Origin of the sequence: Rhodopirellula sp. MGV, assembly GCF_002251265.1 — a bacterium.
Lineage (GTDB): Bacteria > Planctomycetota > Planctomycetia > Pirellulales > Pirellulaceae > Stieleria > Stieleria baltica_A.
Genome location: NZ_NPDI01000066.1, coordinates 58562 through 75921, shown reverse-complemented (window position 1 = coordinate 75921; position 17360 = coordinate 58562). Strand labels below are relative to the sequence as shown.

The 17360-nt window shown below is 56.1% G+C and carries 10 protein-coding genes; 6 read left to right on the top strand and 4 right to left on the bottom strand.

What is annotated here, in order from left to right:
- Both CGZ80_RS28370 and CGZ80_RS22705 read left to right on the top strand, forming a co-directional pair.
- The coding region (locus CGZ80_RS28370) for a hypothetical protein (RefSeq protein ID WP_198953769.1) at nucleotides 1-500 on the top strand (500 nt) is incomplete at its 5' end.
- Nucleotides 497-985, top strand: coding sequence for a hypothetical protein (locus tag CGZ80_RS22705; RefSeq protein ID WP_094417967.1), 489 nt, complete (start codon nucleotides 497-499; stop codon nucleotides 983-985). The genes CGZ80_RS28370 and CGZ80_RS22705, both read left to right, overlap by 4 nt.
- Nucleotides 986-1133: 148 nt before the next feature.
- Here CGZ80_RS22705 and CGZ80_RS22700 read toward each other — a convergent pair whose 3' ends face one another.
- Nucleotides 1134-2234: an NAD(P)/FAD-dependent oxidoreductase gene (locus CGZ80_RS22700; protein ID WP_094417966.1), complete on the bottom strand. Its 1101-nt coding sequence runs from the start codon at nucleotides 2232-2234 to the stop codon at nucleotides 1134-1136.
- Between the two features lie 343 nt (nucleotides 2235-2577).
- Here CGZ80_RS22700 and CGZ80_RS22695 point away from each other — a divergent pair, with 343 nt between their 5' ends.
- From CGZ80_RS22695 to CGZ80_RS22680, 4 genes are all read left to right on the top strand, one after another.
- Complete coding sequence (locus CGZ80_RS22695; RefSeq protein ID WP_094417965.1) at nucleotides 2578-4440, top strand: carbon starvation protein A; 1863 nt, start codon at nucleotides 2578-2580, stop codon at nucleotides 4438-4440.
- A gap of 197 nt (nucleotides 4441-4637) precedes the next feature.
- Nucleotides 4638-6500, top strand: a complete 1863-nt coding sequence (locus CGZ80_RS22690) for a sigma 54-interacting transcriptional regulator (protein ID WP_233148602.1) — start codon at nucleotides 4638-4640, stop codon at nucleotides 6498-6500.
- Nucleotides 6484-7779 carry a glycosyltransferase gene (locus CGZ80_RS22685; protein ID WP_094417964.1) on the top strand — a complete coding sequence of 432 codons (1296 nt, stop codon included), beginning with the start codon at nucleotides 6484-6486 and terminating at the stop codon, nucleotides 7777-7779. The genes CGZ80_RS22690 and CGZ80_RS22685 overlap by 17 nt, the downstream gene beginning before the upstream one ends.
- A gap of 180 nt (nucleotides 7780-7959) precedes the next feature.
- Nucleotides 7960-10029, top strand: a complete 2070-nt coding sequence (locus tag CGZ80_RS22680) for a TolC family protein (protein WP_094417963.1) — start codon at nucleotides 7960-7962, stop codon at nucleotides 10027-10029.
- 843 nt (nucleotides 10030-10872) lie between these two features.
- Here the strand turns inward: CGZ80_RS22680 and CGZ80_RS22670 are convergent.
- The 3 genes from CGZ80_RS22670 to CGZ80_RS22660 form a co-directional block, all read right to left on the bottom strand.
- A complete protein-coding gene (locus CGZ80_RS22670; protein ID WP_094417961.1) occupies nucleotides 10873-12090 on the bottom strand; it encodes a type II secretion system F family protein in 1218 nt (405 codons plus the stop codon).
- A gap of 4 nt (nucleotides 12091-12094) precedes the next feature.
- On the bottom strand, nucleotides 12095-13789 hold the full coding sequence (locus CGZ80_RS22665; protein WP_094417960.1) for a GspE/PulE family protein: 1695 nt from the start codon (nucleotides 13787-13789) through the stop codon (nucleotides 12095-12097).
- Nucleotides 13790-13934: 145 nt separating this feature from the next.
- Nucleotides 13935-16889, bottom strand: coding sequence for a secretin N-terminal domain-containing protein (locus CGZ80_RS22660; protein ID WP_158222817.1), 2955 nt, complete (start codon nucleotides 16887-16889; stop codon nucleotides 13935-13937).
- Between the last annotated feature and the right edge of the window lie 471 nt (nucleotides 16890-17360).

The window sequence follows — 17360 nt, the reverse complement described above, 5'->3', positions numbered from 1 at the left end:
TGGGTGTGTTTGGGGTTGGGGTTCTTTTTCGAGTTCCTGTTCGCGTTCTGGCGACAGGGCGCAAGCCGTGGTCAAGGCGGCCAGGGTGGACGTGGCCAAGGCGGCGGTCGCGGGAAGCTGGCGGCGGACAACAAGGCGGACGTGGACAAGGCAAACCGGGCGGCAACCAACGTGGTGGCGGTCGCGGCAAGTCGAATGACCGCGGTCGTAAACCTCATCGCCCTGAATCCTATCGCGTTGTCGCCAAGGCAGAATCCAAACCGATCACCGATGCGATGCAGAAGGGCGACGAGCCGCTTCGGTCGTTTGGCGATTTGATGCAGTTCTACTCCAATCAAAGCCAGCCCGAGCCTGCGAAGAAGCCCGCCAAGGAAAACAAACCCAAGGCCAGCGACTCGGCGCCACCTGTTGCGGAAACGCCCGCAGAAACGGCTCCCGCGAAACCCGAGCCAGCTGCAAACGATGGCAACACGGGAGAAGCATCGGAGGCACAGGAATGAGCGATGACTTCAAGTCTCGACTTCAATCCGCGATTCAACGTGGCGAACAACGCCGCGACAAATCGCAATCCGAGGCCAAACGCGAAGAACTGACCGAAGAGGAACTCAAACGCCTCCACACGTCATTTCGATTGTCGCTCTCGGAACGGATCGAAGCCAAGATTAACGATATCATCGACGCATTCCCCGGCTTTCGACAAGAAGCCCTATTCGGAGAAGTCGGCTGGGGAACGGCCGCTTACCGGGACGATCTGCTGATCCAAAACGGCAGACGTGCCAACCAGTACAGCCGTTTCGAAATGGTCATTCGACCGTACAGTGACTTGCGGGTTCTGGACCTCAAAGGCAAAGCGACGATCAAGAACCGCGAGTTCTTTAACCGCTCGCTCTTTCGCAATATCGAAGAAGTCGAAGTCGAAGAATTCGAAAACGTCATCGATGCCTGGACGATCGAATACGCCGAACAGTACGCGTCAAAGATCTAGCTGGCTAATCAGCAATCAGGTGAGCGACAATCGCTGGTCGCCATAAAAAACGCCACGATGACCATTCATCGTGGCGTTATCTTTTGAGGCGGCTTGGGGGCAGTTCGCCCGCCCAAGCTGCAATCGTCTCTTTGGCGTTTCCGCCGCTTTACTCTTGCTCGGCCAGAAAACGCTCCGCGTCCAAAGCAGCCATGCACCCGGTTCCAGATGACGTGATCGCTTGACGGTAGTAATCGTCAGCAACGTCGCCAGCGGCGAAGACACCGGTTACGGAAGTATTGGTCCGGAACGGCTTTTTCCAAACGATGTAGCCGCTGTCTTTCATTTCGACAGCCCCGTCCAAGAACGCGGTGTTTGGCGTGTGACCGATCGCGACAAACAGGCCACCGACATCCAAATCGCTGATCGAGTCATCTTTGGTGCTCTTGACCTTCAACCCGGTCACCACGTTTCCGTCACCGACGACTTCCTCCACAACGGTGTTCCAAAGGATCTCGATGTTGGGATGTGATTTGGCACGTTCTTGCATGACCTTGCTGGCACGCATTTCCTCGCGACGGATCAACATGTAAATCGTCTTGGCGTCTTTGAGGTTTGCCAAGTAAACGGCTTCTTCGACAGCCGAGTCACCACCGCCGACCACCGCCAACGGCTTGGCTCGAAAGACGGGCAGGGCACCGTCACAAACGGCACACGCGCTGACGCCTTTGTTCTTGTACTCTTCTTCGCTTTCCAGGCCCAAGTAGTTTGCGCGTGCACCGGTGGCGATGATCACCGTTTTCGCTTCCACCGTTTGGCCGCCACTGGTGGTCAGCTTTTTAATCTCGCCGCTGAAGTCGACGCTGACAATGTCTTCGCCGACCACCCGGGTGCCGAAGTTCAACGCCTGCTGCTTCATCAGCTCCATCAACTCGATGCCTTGCACCGCGTAGTGAGGCGTGATGTCACCCAAACTGAAACGAGACTTTCCCTTGCCCTTGGAATGTTCGGGGCCGGGGATCGCGGGCAGGTTGTAATGGCGTTTCTCATCAACCGCCGACTCGACGAACGCTCGGATGTTTCCGGCGGGGAAGCCGGGGTAGTTTTCGACTTCGGTGGTAAATGCAAGTTGTCCCAGCGGGATCATCTCGGCTTTGACAGTCCCTTCGTAAACGACGGGATCCAGGTTCGCACGGGCTGCATAAATCGCAGCAGACCAACCGGCGGGGCCGCTACCAATGATGACAGTTTTTTCGATCGAGTCGCTCACCGTTCTACGGCTCCTATTCTTGTTGCAGTTGCCCAACCAAATCGAGTGTATCCGTTGGTAAGACAGGATGGATTAGGCGGAATTATAGGAGTCGACAAGGGAGGCGGGAACCATGAGCAAATCGTTCAATTCGGTGATTTCGGCCCGCTTAAAGCATGTCGGGTACAAAGGCCGGATCAACTCGCCGATCGATTTCGGCTAAACTGTTCATTCGCCCGCTAAGGGGCATCCTTTCCACATGACGGCGACTGCAAGCACGAACCTCGCCCCGCAATCTGGCATCTTGATGCCTAGCTATCGCCGCCCCCTCCGTTGATCCACCACAAAAGTCGTTCGGCTTACTATGAGCACTCTGGTTGTCGCTGTATTGTCCATGGCTGGCTTCATCCTGGCCTACAACACCTACGGCAAATGGCTGGCCAAGCGATTGTTCGCGTTGACCGACGATGCGCCGATGCCGAGTGTCGAATGCCGCGACGACATCGACTTTGTCCCGACGAGAAAGTCGATCGTGTTCGGGCACCACTTCACCAGCATCGCGGGCACGGGGCCGATCGTCGGACCGGCACTCGCGGTGTTCTGGGGCTGGCTCCCGGCGCTTTTATGGGTGGTGTTCGGCTCCATCCTGATCGGCGGCGTTCACGACTTAGCTGCCCTCGTGATTTCGATTCGCAACCGCGGACAAACGATCGGGCAAGCCGCCGGACGACTGATCTCGACGCGGGCAAAGGTGCTTTTCCTGGTCATCCTCGCGCTCGCCCTTTCGATCGTCTTGGCCGTCTTTGGGTTGGTGATTGCGAACATCTTTGCGCTGTACCCAGAATCGGTTCTTAGCGTTTGGATCGCGATGCCGATCGCCGTCGTCATCGGACTACGTTATCGCAAAGGCGGTGGCCTGATTGTCCCCAGTTTAGTCGGCTTGGCGTGCTTATATCTGGCCGTCTACGCGGGCGCGTACTGGCTGCCGCTTGACCTCGCCGGATGGCTTCCCGAAGGCGACGAGCTTTTCACACCGGTCGTGGTTTGGACGTTCGCTTTGTTGGCGTATGCGTTCGTCGCGTCTGTGCTACCTGTTTGGTTGCTACTACAGCCACGCGACTACATCAACAGTTTACAGCTATTCGTCGCGTTGGCTCTGCTGGTGGCAGGGCTGGCGATCGCCTCCTTCACCGGCGAAGCCGATCTGTTGAATTCGGCCCCGGCGATTGCCAGCGAAGTTCCCGCTGACGCACCGAGCATGTTTCCGTTTTTGTTTATCACGATTGCGTGTGGCGCCTGCAGCGGCTTCCATTGCTTGGTCAGCAGCGGAACGACTAGCAAGCAACTCGAGAAAGCGACAGACGCACAAGCGGTCGGCTATGGCAGCATGCTTCTCGAAGGCATGCTCGCCGTGCTCGTGATCCTGGCCTGCTCGGCAGGAGTGGGTATGGGAGCGCTCGAGCGAACCGTCGTCACCGCGGAAATCGCCACCCCCGAATCTCCGATCGGAACCGTGTTGATCACCCGGAACGCATCTTCGGGTCAGCAGGCGTGGCGCGAGTACTACCGCACGGGTGCCAATGGCGAACCCGACGCCGGTTGGGTCAACCAAAAGCTGCCTAAGAAACTGCGTGCATTCATCGACGGCGGCGGAAATTTCTTAACTACACTCGGCCTCCCGCTGCGATTGGCAATCGCCACGATGGCGGTGCTGGTCGCTTGTTTCGCGGCGACGACGCTGGATACCGCAACTCGTCTGCAGCGCTATGTGGTTAGCGAACTCGCTTTGTCTGCGGGAGCCAAGCCGTTGGCGAACAAATATGTTTCGACAGGTATCGCCGTTGGCATCGGACTCGCGATCGCGATTTTTGCCGGCGAGAAGCCTGGGGCAGGTGGGATGGTCCTGTGGCCGCTATTTGGTGCGACCAATCAGCTTCTCGCTGGCCTGGCACTGATGGTTGCGTTTGTTTACCTCGCACGTCGCAGTAAACCAGTCGCTGTCGTTTTGATTCCTATGCTGATGATGATGTTGATGCCAGCCTGGGCAATCACGTCGGACCTTTACAATCGTTGGATCCCTGACGGCAATCTGGTGCTCAGCCTGTTTGGGCTTTCGATTTTAGCGTTGCAGGTTTGGATGATCGTCGAAGGAGTGATCGTCTATCGGCGTTGCCGGGGTGTGATGGAACCGCCGATTGAGGTAGCTTCGCCTAGCTTGTCATCATAATGTACAGATGCTGCGACTCCCGGATTGACCGTAAGGGCCACAACGCCCACCTTGGAAGTTCGGCAAACTTCTGCGGCAAAACGTCGGTTGATTCCGAATGTCTTTTCTGCGGAATATGATTGTTTGCACCGAAACTTTTCGGCTTTGAAAACGATAACCGGCATCAGTATCGGTTCGATGCGGCATGATCGCGGCGGATGAACCCCACGCTGGTTAGTCACCAACGACGTGAACGAATCATGGTCGCGTACCTCGCAGTTCAAAACGGCCCCGAAAAAGGCCGCCATTTCCTATTGGATCCCGACCGCCCGATGCACGTCGGACGCGGGTCGACTTGCGAGATCATGTTGTCCGATCCGGTCGCCAGCCGATTTCATGCGGTGGTGTATTTCGAAGAAGGCCTTTGGCAAGTCCGTGACACCGGCAGCCGCAACGGCACATTGGTGAATGGACAAAAGATCGATTCGGCTCAAATCATCGACCAATCCACCCTGAAAATCGGCGGAACGGAGATCTTATTCGTCAGTCCCGACGAAGACACAGAAGTCGAAGACGCGTTTCAAACCATCGTCCAAGACATCGCGATGTCTCGGCAAGATGACTACGACGATCCGATGCGTGACATCGCCCACGCCGGATATCTCTTCGACCTCTACCAGTTAAGCCTGTCGATGCTGCGATCGGAGAACCCCGATGATATCATCGACTCCGTCTTGGAACTTCTTCGCGACCGTGCACACGCCGACGCTGTGGGCCTGTCATTTGATATCGGTGATGGTCGCCAGAGACCACATAAGGTGAGCCCCGAAGGCGAGATTGATCGTGTCAAAATCAGCAAGTCGATCCAACGTCGTGTCTTGGGCAATGGCGAAGCGATTTGGGTCAACGACAAAGGTTGCGAACAAGACGAAGCGGATGGACTAGCCAAAAAACAAAATTGGTCCGATGCGATTTACGTGCCGCTGGATACCCACGAAGCCAATATTGGCATTCTGCACCTTTATCGCGACGAACCTTCATTCAACGAAATCGACTTCGAGCTCGCCGTCGCCGCGGCACGCCTGCTCGCCGTCGGCCTGCAACGCGCCCTCGAACACGACTCGCTAAAAACAGAAGCCCAGCAGATCGCCAAACGCAACGCCGACACCGACGAATTGATCGGCGAAAGCCCCGTGATGTTGCGATTGAAGGAAAAAATTGTCCGTGTCGCGAAGGCGAACGGCTGTGTATTGGTTCGTGGTGAAAGCGGCTGCGGAAAGGAACTGGTCGCGCGTGCTGTTCATCGAAACAGCAAACGTTCGCGGCGGCCAATGCTGACGGTCAACTGCGCCGCGATCCCAGCGGAATTGATCGAAAGCCAATTGTTTGGCCACAAGAAAGGATCGTTCACTGGTGCCGATGCGGACCACGAAGGTTGGTTCCAACAAGCTCACACAGGAACGTTGTTCCTCGATGAAATCGGTGAGCTGACATTGGAAGGCCAAGCGAAGTTGCTACGGATTCTCGAAGGCCACCCGTTTCTCCCCGTCGGCGGGACTCAAGAAGTCCATGTGGACGTACGTGTGATTGCGGCAACGAACCGCGACCTGGCCGAATTTGTCCGTGAAAAACGCTTTCGCGAAGACCTGTTTTATCGGCTCAGTGTGTTCGAGCTTTTGATCCCGCCGCTGCGTGAACGTGGTGACGATATTGAATTGTTGATGGAGCATTTCCTTCATCACTTTCGCAGCCAACATGGTCGAGCCAAACTGGGAATGACCGACCAAGCACGCAAACGCATGCTCGAATACATGTGGCCTGGAAACGTGCGACAGCTACGTAATGTCGTCGACAGCGCTGTGGTGATGGCCGACGGACAAGCGATCGAAGCAGATGATCTTGGGCTGCGGGATGCCGGTGTCAGTCGCCTCGATACGTTTCGGCTGGACGAATGGGAAAAACGCCTGATCACAAAAGCGCTCGAACGAACCGACGGCAATGTCCCCAAAGCCGCCCGGTTGCTTGGAATCAGTCGAGCAACGGCGTATCGAAAGATCTCGGAATATGAAATTCGCCGCTAATCGGATGAAGCGGCTTGCCATCTTGTCGGCCCCGGGATCGCGCGGCGACTTAAACCCGATGGTTGCTATCGGCGCCGAACTGCGCCGTCGCGGATTTGACGTGGCGATTTCCTTGGCAGAGCCCTACGCCAAGATTGCCGAAGCCGAAGGGCTGACCCCCTATTGCTTAATCGATCAACAAAAATTCGACACCATGCTGTCGGACGCCGCAACGTGGAAACTGCTACGTGGGATGCGACGCGTCATCCGTGGGATCGCCTCGGACTTTCTGACACCCCACTTCGAGTTGATTCAAAAACTCTATCGGCCGGGTTCGACGGTGCTCGTGTCGCATCCGCTGGATTTTGGGTCCCGAATTTTTCGCGATTTGGAACCGAGTGTTCCGCTGGTTGACGTCCACCTTGCACCCGTGATGCTGCGTGTCCCCGACGCACCGGCACGATTGACGCCGTGGCGGTTTGAACCGACCGCGAACCCGCATTCATTTCATCTGGCATACTGGCTTGGCGATCGATTGGTGCTCGATCCGTTACTCGCACCGCCTATCAATCGCATTCGAAGACAGCAGGGGCTTTCACCAGTTCATCGAATCATGAACGAATGGTGGTTGTCCCCCGATCGCGTCTTGGCACTTTATCCAGAGTGGTATGCGCCATCGACAGCGGGTGCGATACCGCAACTACGTCACACTGGGTTTCTTTGCTATGACGGTACGACTCCGGATGGGACCGAGCCGATGTTCGACTTGCCGACGGATGCCCCCGTTGTTTTCACCGGTGGAACGGCGAACTGGCATACACGAAAGTTCTTCCGCAGAGCAGCCAACGTATGTTCAGATCTCAATCTCCCAGGACTGCTTTTAGCCAATCACCCACAATGCTTTCCGACTGGCTTACCGAGTATCGTTCGGACGCAGTCCTATGTGCCGCTTGGCAAGTTGCTGCCGCATTGCCGAGCGATTGTCCATCACGGCGGCATTGGGACGACTTCACAAGCGATCGCGTCGGGAATTCCTCAGCTCATCCGGCCGATGGCATTCGACCAGTTCGACAACGCGCATCGCGTTTCGCAACTTGGCTGCGGCAGATGCCTTCAAAGTGATCGTGATCTTGCGAAGCAGTTATCAAGATTGCTACAGGACCAAATGGTAGCTGATTCTGTTCAACGTTTTGCTGAGTTGCTGAAAAGGTCCGCCCAAGAGCCTGAGGGGGTCACCCCAATCCGTCGGTCGGCGGACGAAATCGAAATCGTTATGACCGGCCGAACCGGACAAGTTTGACACCGGTCGGCGGACTTTGCGGCTTGGTTGGGATATAGGACGAATTTTCCTGCTTAGCCGGTTCTAGATTTACGGCGGGATCGGTCGATACGCATTAAGCCGGTTCAGCCAGATGTCGGGCTGCTTCGGATCGTGCATGTCACGCATGTGCGTAACACATTTCCCAATTGGGCCAACAGAATGCTCCGCCATCGCCAGTCGACAACACTGTCCGCACGTCGTGCAAAACGAAATCTTCTTCACCGCCTGATCGTCACGGTCACGGTGGCTTCGACCACGATGGCGTCGACCGGCTGTCATGTTTGGGACAAGATTGAACCGGGACCGCATGACACCACGTTGTCGTATCACGAGAACGTCGGCATGTCGATCGAGTACCCCGAGGTCGCCGAATGTGCCACCCCGGTTAGCGCTGCTGCGGAATCGACGGCCGAACCTCACGTTTTGCAGGACCCGTCAAAGATTCCTGCCCTGGAGATGACGCTGCCCGAAGCGATGACGATGGCGATGCAGAACAGCCCCGTCATCCGGACGCTCGCTGCTGTCGTCCCATCGTCGCAAACCACGCAGACAATTTACTCGCCAGGACAAACCGCTTCGTCGGCGCAAGGTGTCGAAGCCGCGCTGTCGAACTTTGATGCCCAGTACACGAACTCGTTGATGTGGTCCACACAAGACGAGCCTCAAAACATCGACGTGTCCGGCAACCCGGCACTGGGCAACGTCTTTATCCCGTTCGCGTTCGCCCGCAACGCGGCCTGGCAGAGCGAGCTGCGCAAAAAATCGGCAACCGGTTCGACGTTCTCACTTCGACACGTCGTTAACTATTCACGCAACAACCGAGTGGCCCAACGATTCCACACAAGCTTTGCCGGTTGGGTCGAAGCCGAATGGCGTCAACCGTTGCTTAAAGGTGCCGGGCTGCAATACAACCGAATTGTCGGTAATAGCCAGATCCCTGGAACCTACAACGGGGTTCTGATCGCACGGATCAACGAAGACGTCGCCTTGGCTGACTATGAACGTTCCGTCATCCAACTGGCCTCCGACGTCGAAGAAGCCTACTGGAACTTGTGGACCGCGTACCGATTGTTGGAAGCCAACATCAAAGGTCGGGAATCAGCGCTGAAAACCTACCAGTACCAGAACGTCCGTTTGGAAGTCGGTGCAGGTCGCCAGGACGAAGAAGCTCAAGCCCAATCGCAGTTCTATCAGTTCGAAGCCAACGTCCAGAACCAACTTGGCGGACCGACCGGACTTTACGCTCGCGAACAGCGTTTGCGTTACCTGTTGGGCATGCCCGCCGCAGACGGAAAACTGCTCCGCCCGTCATCGGACCCGATGGACATGCAGGTTGTCTTCGACTGGAATTCCGCTCTATCGCAAGCCCTCGATCGCCGCGTCGAAATCCGTCGCCAGCGATTCCAGGTGAAACGCCGCGAGTTCGAATTGTACGCCGCCAATCTTGGCAAACGTCCGACGCTTGACGTTGTCGGGTTGTATCGCTGGCGCGGTTTTGGCGACCATCTGATTGGCGACAACAGCAAGCAACCGTTTGACGGGATGTATGCGACCATCACCGATGGAAACTACCAAGAATGGGCTGCCGGATTCGAATTTGCCCTACCTGTTGGGCTCCGAGCTGCTTCCACAGCAGTCGCCAACGCAAAACTGCAATTGCAACGCGAACGCGCAGTGCTGGCCGAAACCGAATTGGCCGTCAGCCATAACCTGGCGGACGATGCTCGAAGTGTCGAACTCACGTTCCAATTGGTTGAAACCAACTACAACCGGTACCAAGCCGACTTGCGACAAGTCGAAGTACTGCTCCGTCGCTACTTGGATGGGACCGATAACATCAACTTCTTGTTGCAAGCCCAACGGTCGGTGGTTCAAAGCGAAAGCGCGTTTTACCAAGCCCTCTCGAACTACAACCTTGCGATTCGTGATCTGCACGTCGAAAAGGGATCGTTGTTAGCCTACAACCAAATCCAACTCGCCGAAGGCGAATGGGGCAGTGGGGCGAACCGCGATGCGTACGAGAAAGGTCTGTTCCTAACACCTCGGCACAACCCGAGTGAAGTCACGCGGACCCCAATCGTTACCAGCCAAAAGTTCGATCCGGCTGCGGTGCAACAAACCTCTGCCGTTAGCACGGCAATGCCGATGGGCCCGATGGGGACTGGCGTTGAATTGCCCGGTGAAATGCTCTCAGACGATCTTGTCGAAGTCGTCCCCGAATCAGAGTGAAAACGGGGCACCTGAAAGAGCGTTCACAGAAATGACCAGACACCGAGCCGCAAGCACCCCTTGCGGCTGCGGGTGTATTTAGACGGCGAGTGGACGCTCTCACCACACAGTGACTGCAGCGTCGATGCCGTCTTTTCTCAATCAGAAATTCTTCTGACTCGTCGCGTGGATTCGTTTGACTCGCCCCGCGCAGTTTTCGACCACCCGCCGGTGAGGCTTTAGCCCATCGGTTGACGAAAGGTCACTGTCGATTTTTGGTGCTTGGCTGATATTAAAAAGCACAAAGGCCAAGCAGGCCAACGTTACTCCAATCCAGATCATTAGTATCACCATTGATGCATCGCCTTTTATGGCTTGCTTGCACGACTCCGTTTTGCCCTGGTTGCAATTGACGTTCCGTCGTCTTCAATACTGCACATTTCCACTATACGAGTATTTGAAGGAAGACAACCTGACATTATCTCAATCTCAGTCCGATAGTCGGGAATGCTGGAAAGCGGACAAATCTTTTTTACGCCGCTTACCCAGCCTGAACACTGACTGCTATCAATCTATCGGATGAACTGACCTCCACCCGACTACGCAACCCAAGACTCACCCCCCGAGTTACACTGACATAAAACCACTCAAAATGGCTTAAAACCGTAGCTATTGTGATGTCAGTCTCAAGGATTCTTCGTCGCATTGGAATACCAATTCGACGGCATCTTTAATCGGCACTGCGTTGAAGTTCAGTTCAGCCTCTTCGCGAAGTTGTCGCCCCCCTGACAGTGCGATTGCGCAACAGAGACTGCAGTCCATTACTTCTCGAAGATGCGTCCGGCAGGGTACCGATTTGACGCTCTAAGAAATCTGACTGCTACTCTTAAGAACCGGCACAAGAAGCGCTAGTACAACTGCGAGAACGAAGAATGCCATTACCAACAACATCATCGGTTCCAGCAATCGTACGAACAGATCCAGTCGCCTGAACGTTCGTTTCTCAAGTGAGTCAGCGATCTCCGGCAAGACTTTCTCCAGCGAGTTACTCTCCTCGCCAACGCTGATCATTTCGACGACCGACGCAGGGAAGTAGCCGGAGCTTCTCAGCGGCGCCGCAAGCGATTCACCACCGCGGATATTCTCGGTCGCATTCGCGATCGATTGGCTGAGCAAGGAATTGGCGGATGCAGACCGACTGATTTCGAGCGATTTCAGAATTGGTACACCGTTGCCAAGCAGCGTGCCGAGGACGCGACAAAATCGCGACACGGCCAAGTTCATCAAGATATTTCCGAGCACAGGGATCTTTAGTTTCGTCTTGTCGATCAACTCCCGCCCTGCGTCGCTAGCCAACTGGACTTTCAAGAACACGATCAGCGCAACCATGGCAACGGCAAGCAACCAACCGTAGTCTTGTAAGACATTACTAAAACTAAGCAGGTACTCGGTGTACCAAGGCATTTCGCCTTTGGCACGCAACCGGTCGAACATCGAATCGAACTTGGGCACAAAGAACACCAGCAAGCCCGTGATGACGACCGAACCGACGGAAAACAAAAACACCGGGTAGGCGAGCGCGCTGATGGTACGACCTTTGAGGTCTTCTTGCAGTTCGGTAAACGTTCCCACGCGATCGAGTGCGTCTTCCAAGAAACCGCCTTCGGTTCCCGCACGCACCATGTTGATCCCCATATCGGAAAACACTCGTGGATAGCGAGCCATCGCGTTTCCGATCGGTTCGCCTTCTTCCACTCGTGACCGAATGTCGCGAACGATCTCGCTCAACACCGCATCGGTGCTTTGTTCGCCAAGTACAGTCAACGCGCGCAGCATCGGCACGCCGGCACGCAACAGCGACGCCAACTGCGTGTAAAAGGTCGCCATCGTCTGGCCTTTGACCTTTTTACGGCTACCAAACAACGACGCCCCGGCCGATCGTGAATCCGATGCCGAAACCTTCGAAGGGAACAACGACTTTTCGCTCAGCAACGTTGCGACTTCGCGTTCGTTGGCGGCTTCGATTGTTCCGTTGACCGTCTTGCCCGACATGTCACGGGCGGTGTATGCGTAAACCGGCATGACGCTAGATCACCTCGCCTTTTGTAACACGCAACACTTCGTCCACACTGGTGCTACCGGCGATGACTTTGTCCCATGCGTCCATTCGCAGGGTCCGCATGCCTGTCGCCACGGCCGTTTTCCGAATGTCCCAGCTGCTGGCACGTTGCTGTGCTTGCTCGCGGATTTCGTCATTGGTAACCAACAACTCGTAGATCCCCATCCGGCCGCTGTAACCGAGTTGTCGACATTCGCGGCAACCGACTGGTCGATACCAGGTGCAACCCTCCGCGCGTTCCCAGGGGAAGTCACGCGGCAGTTCGTCCTTTTGTGGTGTGTACGCTTCCTTGCAATGTGGGCACAACCGACGGAGCAGACGTTGCGCCATCACGCCTTCGACCGTACCGGCAACCAAGAATGGTTCGACACCCATGTCCGACAATCGGGTGAACGCCCCCGAGGCATCGTTGGTGTGCAACGTACTGAATACGAAGTGACCGGTCAGCGAAGCTTGGATCGCATTCTCGGCGGTTTCCAAGTCACGAATTTCCCCGACCAGCACGATGTCAGGGTCATGACGCAGAATACTGCGCAGCGACGCGGCAAACGTAAACCCGATCTTGGAGTGCACTTGGATTTGGTTGATCCCGTCGAGCTGGTATTCGACAGGGTCTTCCGTGGTGATGATCTTCGTCGCGTCACTGCGGATCTGCAAAAGACTGCTGTAGAGCGTCGTGGTTTTACCGCTACCGGTCGGCCCGGTGACAAGGACGATGCCGTGTGGCAATTCGATCAACTGGCTGAACCGGCGATAAATTTCCTGGTTCATCCCAAGCTTGCCGAGGTCGAACACCATCGCCGATTTGTCCAACACCCGCATCACCAAGCCTTCGCCGTGGATCATCGGGATGACACTCAAACGAATGTCAACTTCGCGTCCATGAACACGCAGCTTGATCCGCCCGTCTTGCGGCAATCGTTTTTCGGCGATGTTTAATTTCGCCATGATTTTCAATCGGCTGATAATTGCCGCTTGAAAGCGATTGATTTCTGGCGGGGTCGGTTGGCGGTGCAAAATACCGTCGATCCGATAGCGAACGACCAAACCATCGGACTGTGTTTCGATGTGAATGTCACTCGCCTTGACCTCGATCGCTTCCAACAGAATTTCGTTGACCAAGCGAACAACAGAAGCCTCCTGAGCCATCTCGCTCAGTTCGCTGCCATCGATTTCGAGTTCTTCCAGCAGCTCGACATCATCGTCGTCGGCTGCGGCAGCCATCATGTCTTCGACCGTTTCGCTACCGACACCAAGGTGCCGTTTCATCAGTCGGGCGATTTCAGCACGCTCGGCAACGATCGGGATGATATTTTTTCCCGTCGCCGCGCTGGCTTCATCAAGCGGGTACAAGTCGAAAGGGTCGGCCGTCGCGACGACGATGGACCCGTGTTGGAATCGAATCGGAAACAGCGACTGGCGATAGATCAGTCGCTGCGGAAAACCTTCCAAGGCTGCGAGGTCGACTTCGGTTTCGCGCAGGTCGACGAATTCCAACCCCACTTCTTCGGCGAGTACTGCCAGGGCTTCTCGTTCGTTTAAGAATCCTTTTTCGACCGCCGCTTGAATGATGTCGGAGGTCTCGGACGCGCGGCTATCGGCAAGCTGCTCGTCACTCAGCAAACCGCGACGTCGCAGGATCTCGCCGGCGTGCATAATCATGTATCAGGCCCAGACAGTGAGTTGGTGAATTTGATCGTCGCTAGATTGTAAACCAACGGCATCGCGATGCGACGTCAACGATGCCGAGAAGTGGAGTGCCACGGACAATCAGCGCGTAGCAATTGGCGTCGACTGAATGGCCGGACTAGCGACCGCCGCCCGGGCGACCACTGCTTCCACCAAAGCCGCCGAATCCACCAGGACGTCCGCCAAAGCCACCACGTGTGCTTCCGCCACGGTCACCACCGAAGCCACGGAACCCACCCGGCTGTCCACCGGGTTGGCCGCCGCCGAAACGAGCACGCAAAGCTTCACGCATCCGCTCGGCCGCATCGTTGTTGTCGTTGTTGTCGCGATTGCCGCCCGCGTTTCGGTCGTTCGAATTTGAACTCGAACTTTGGCCGGAACCGTTCTGCTGGGGAACTTCTAACATCGCCGAAAGCGCTTCGACGACCTTATCGCCGTTAACTTTGCCGCTGAGAGAGTAAACGACCATCTCTTTCTCATTTACCTTCCCAGCTTGATCCAAGCTTTCGACCAACGCCAAGATCTCTTGGAAATCTTGGTTGGTAGCGGTCACGATGATTGAGTTGCTCGCCGTGTCTGCGGATACAGTGATCTTTGTGCGTTCACTCGTCGGAGTGTCACCACCGCCACGGCCACCTCGGCCTCCGCCACGGAACATCGCCATCAGGTCCTGAGGCGAAGGTCCACCGCGGCCTCCACGATCACCGCCGCGATCATCACCGCCACCGCCGCCTCCTCCACCGCCGCCACCCATGCGATCGGCATAGACTTCTTTGACGATTTTGGCCACATCACTGGCGTTGACATACAGCACTGGAATCATTCGCGGAGTTCCCGCCAACGCGATCGTTTCAGGACTTTCCTCACGATCGATTTTCTCCAGCACCATTTCGATCAATTGCATGTCGACGTCATTGGCTTGGATGAACAAGGCGTTCAAACGCAAATCGGGAACAATGCTAACGCTGCCCGTTGTGGTCAGAATTGATTTCGAAGTCGACTGCGATCCACCGCCGCCGCCAGCAAGCCCCATCAAGCCGCCCAACATTCCGCCGCCAAGGCTAGACGACAGCGTGTCGGTCAAACCGCCTGAAGTGTCGCCGCCGCCTAAAATGCTGGCGACCAACTCGGAAGCGACGTCCGCTTTGATGTATTTGAGCCAAAAGATCGTCGGCAGTTCGCTGGTCGTGCCCATCGGGCCAACCAGTTGGCTAAGCAGTTCTTCCATTTCGTCGAGAGCTTCGGTGTCATCCGATGCGATCCGAATCCCGTCCGCAGTGACCTCGATCATGATGTCCGCAGGTGGCTTGTTGGCCGCCTGCGTCAAGGACTCGTTATCGACCGCGTCGCCTTGCGAAGCGGCTGGAACTTCGACCGGATCCGCAGCAGCCGGCGCTTGCGTCAGATAATAGAATCGACGTGTGTCGATTGTTGATGCGTCCAAGTCCGCACCAGCCGGTTGCGACTGTTGCGGATTGCTATTCTGCTTGCGTTCGTCTTCGGGACGATACAAACGACGCTCTTGAATCCCGTTACTTGGTCGTGACCCGCCCGGGGCGACAACGCGAATCGAGTTCTCGCGTCCTGTCATCCGCCAATAGAGCTGTAACTGGCGGAGAGCATCTTCGGCTTGAGGACCGGAAAGCGGCAACAAACGAACTTTGCCACGCAGCAGACCTTCCGAAGCCGAACCGTCCAGTTCATCAAGCAAACGCTGGATCTGAGTGATCTCATCAGCACTGCCACGTACCCAAAGCTTCCCGGTTGCGGGATCACCATCGACGACGGGACCGCTGGGATTTTCTTCGGTGACGCCGAAGTACTTGTTGATCGTCAAAAGCGCCTGCGCGGGATCGATTCGCTTGAGCTGGAACACGCGGAAATCTTCGCCGCTGCCTTCCATCTTCGCGATCACCTGATCGATTTTGTCATGGACCCCAGGGGTTGCATAAGCGATGACCGAGTTCGTTGATGGTTCAATCGCGACGCGAGTGTTTGGCTCGTCTTGCAACAGGGTCTGCAACACGTCGAATACTGATGCGGTATCGGCAACGCGAACAAAGTGTGTCCGAAACTCTGGCTTTGCGGTTTCGCCCGCTTCCGCGTCATCGGCCCCTTCAAGCGGCTGATCGGCTTTGCTGACCAAGTTCTCCAGAATCCCGATTTTCGCTGGCAGGCCGGTCGCATAGATTCGATCGCCGTACAAGCCAACGGAAATGCGGATGTCATCGCTTGAATTTTGGCCGACGTCCAGCCCCAACAGCGGCCGCGCGGTTTGCAAGATTTCTTCGGCACCGCGATAGGCCAGTTTGATCTCGTGTACCTCTTGTGCGCTTTGCTGAATGACGTCACGGATCGCGATCAGCTTTTCAGCACGCTCGGTAATCTTGGCTTGGCGGGCGCTATCGAGAACGATGACGCGTCCCCAAGGACCAATCAATTCAGGCAACTGCGTCTTTGCCTCATCGGGCGTCATACTGCCGAGGGCGAACACAGTCGACACAATGTCGCTCTTTCCACGCTGATCCAAATCCGACGGGGAAACAAGTTCCGCAAGTTCGCTGATCAACTTGCTCGCGTTGTCGATTTCCAAATCGATCAGAAACAACATCCGACCGCGACGAACGAGCGCGTGACCTCGATCGAGCAGCAATCGGTTCAGTAAGTCCAACGCTTCGCTGACGGTGTAGTTGCGTGAGCGATCGATGAACGAAACCGTCCCGGGTGGGTAGCGATCAATTTGCAGCGATAGGTCGCCTTCGGTCGCAAGCCAATCCAGAACGTCTTTCCAACTAGCACCGGTGAAGTTGAACCGTAGACTCGATGTGGGCGGCTGGTCGAGTTCTTCGAGCAGGATTCGCGCCGCCTCTTCCGGCGTCACGTCTTCGCCTCGCTTGGTGAACTCGTCCGAGTCGACAGTTGTTACCGCTTCCTCGGCGTCAGAATCTGTTTGTCCTGCATCGATCTGCTCAGCAGCAGCCTGCTCAACAATGGTCGAGTCCACAGCCTCTTGTGCGTTAGCCGGTCCCGCCAACAGCGATACGCCGACGATTGCAGCAGCGCGCGCCGTCATGGCCCATTCGGTAGCGGAAAACCGGCTCGTTAGTCGGGGGATTCGCATGCTCTACGTTCGAATTCTTAGAAAGGCTTGATAAGTTTGAAGTCCTGTCGGGTGCGTCGAAACACCGGCAGCAACACGGAAATTGGCCTACGCGAAACAGCGAATAAGCCGGCCCGCCACATGATGTAACCTTGGGTCGATTCAAGGGTTCCTATCGTTGGCATGGGAATTTGGGGGAATAGGCAGTTTTTTTGCTGTTTTTGGCACCGAAAAAGGGGGCGAAGTCCTGTTTCACTTCTTCGAAGGCCCCTTCGGCCCTGTTAGGATACGGAGCTTCCGACTTTCCTGGTCGCCGAATCGGTGATCCACCCGTGCTGCTTGGCACCACCAAATCGGGACAAGCGGTTACACAGGATTGACCGGTAAAATCGGACAGCTGGAAATGATTCTCCCGCCTTCCCGGCGCGATCACACGCTTTCCAA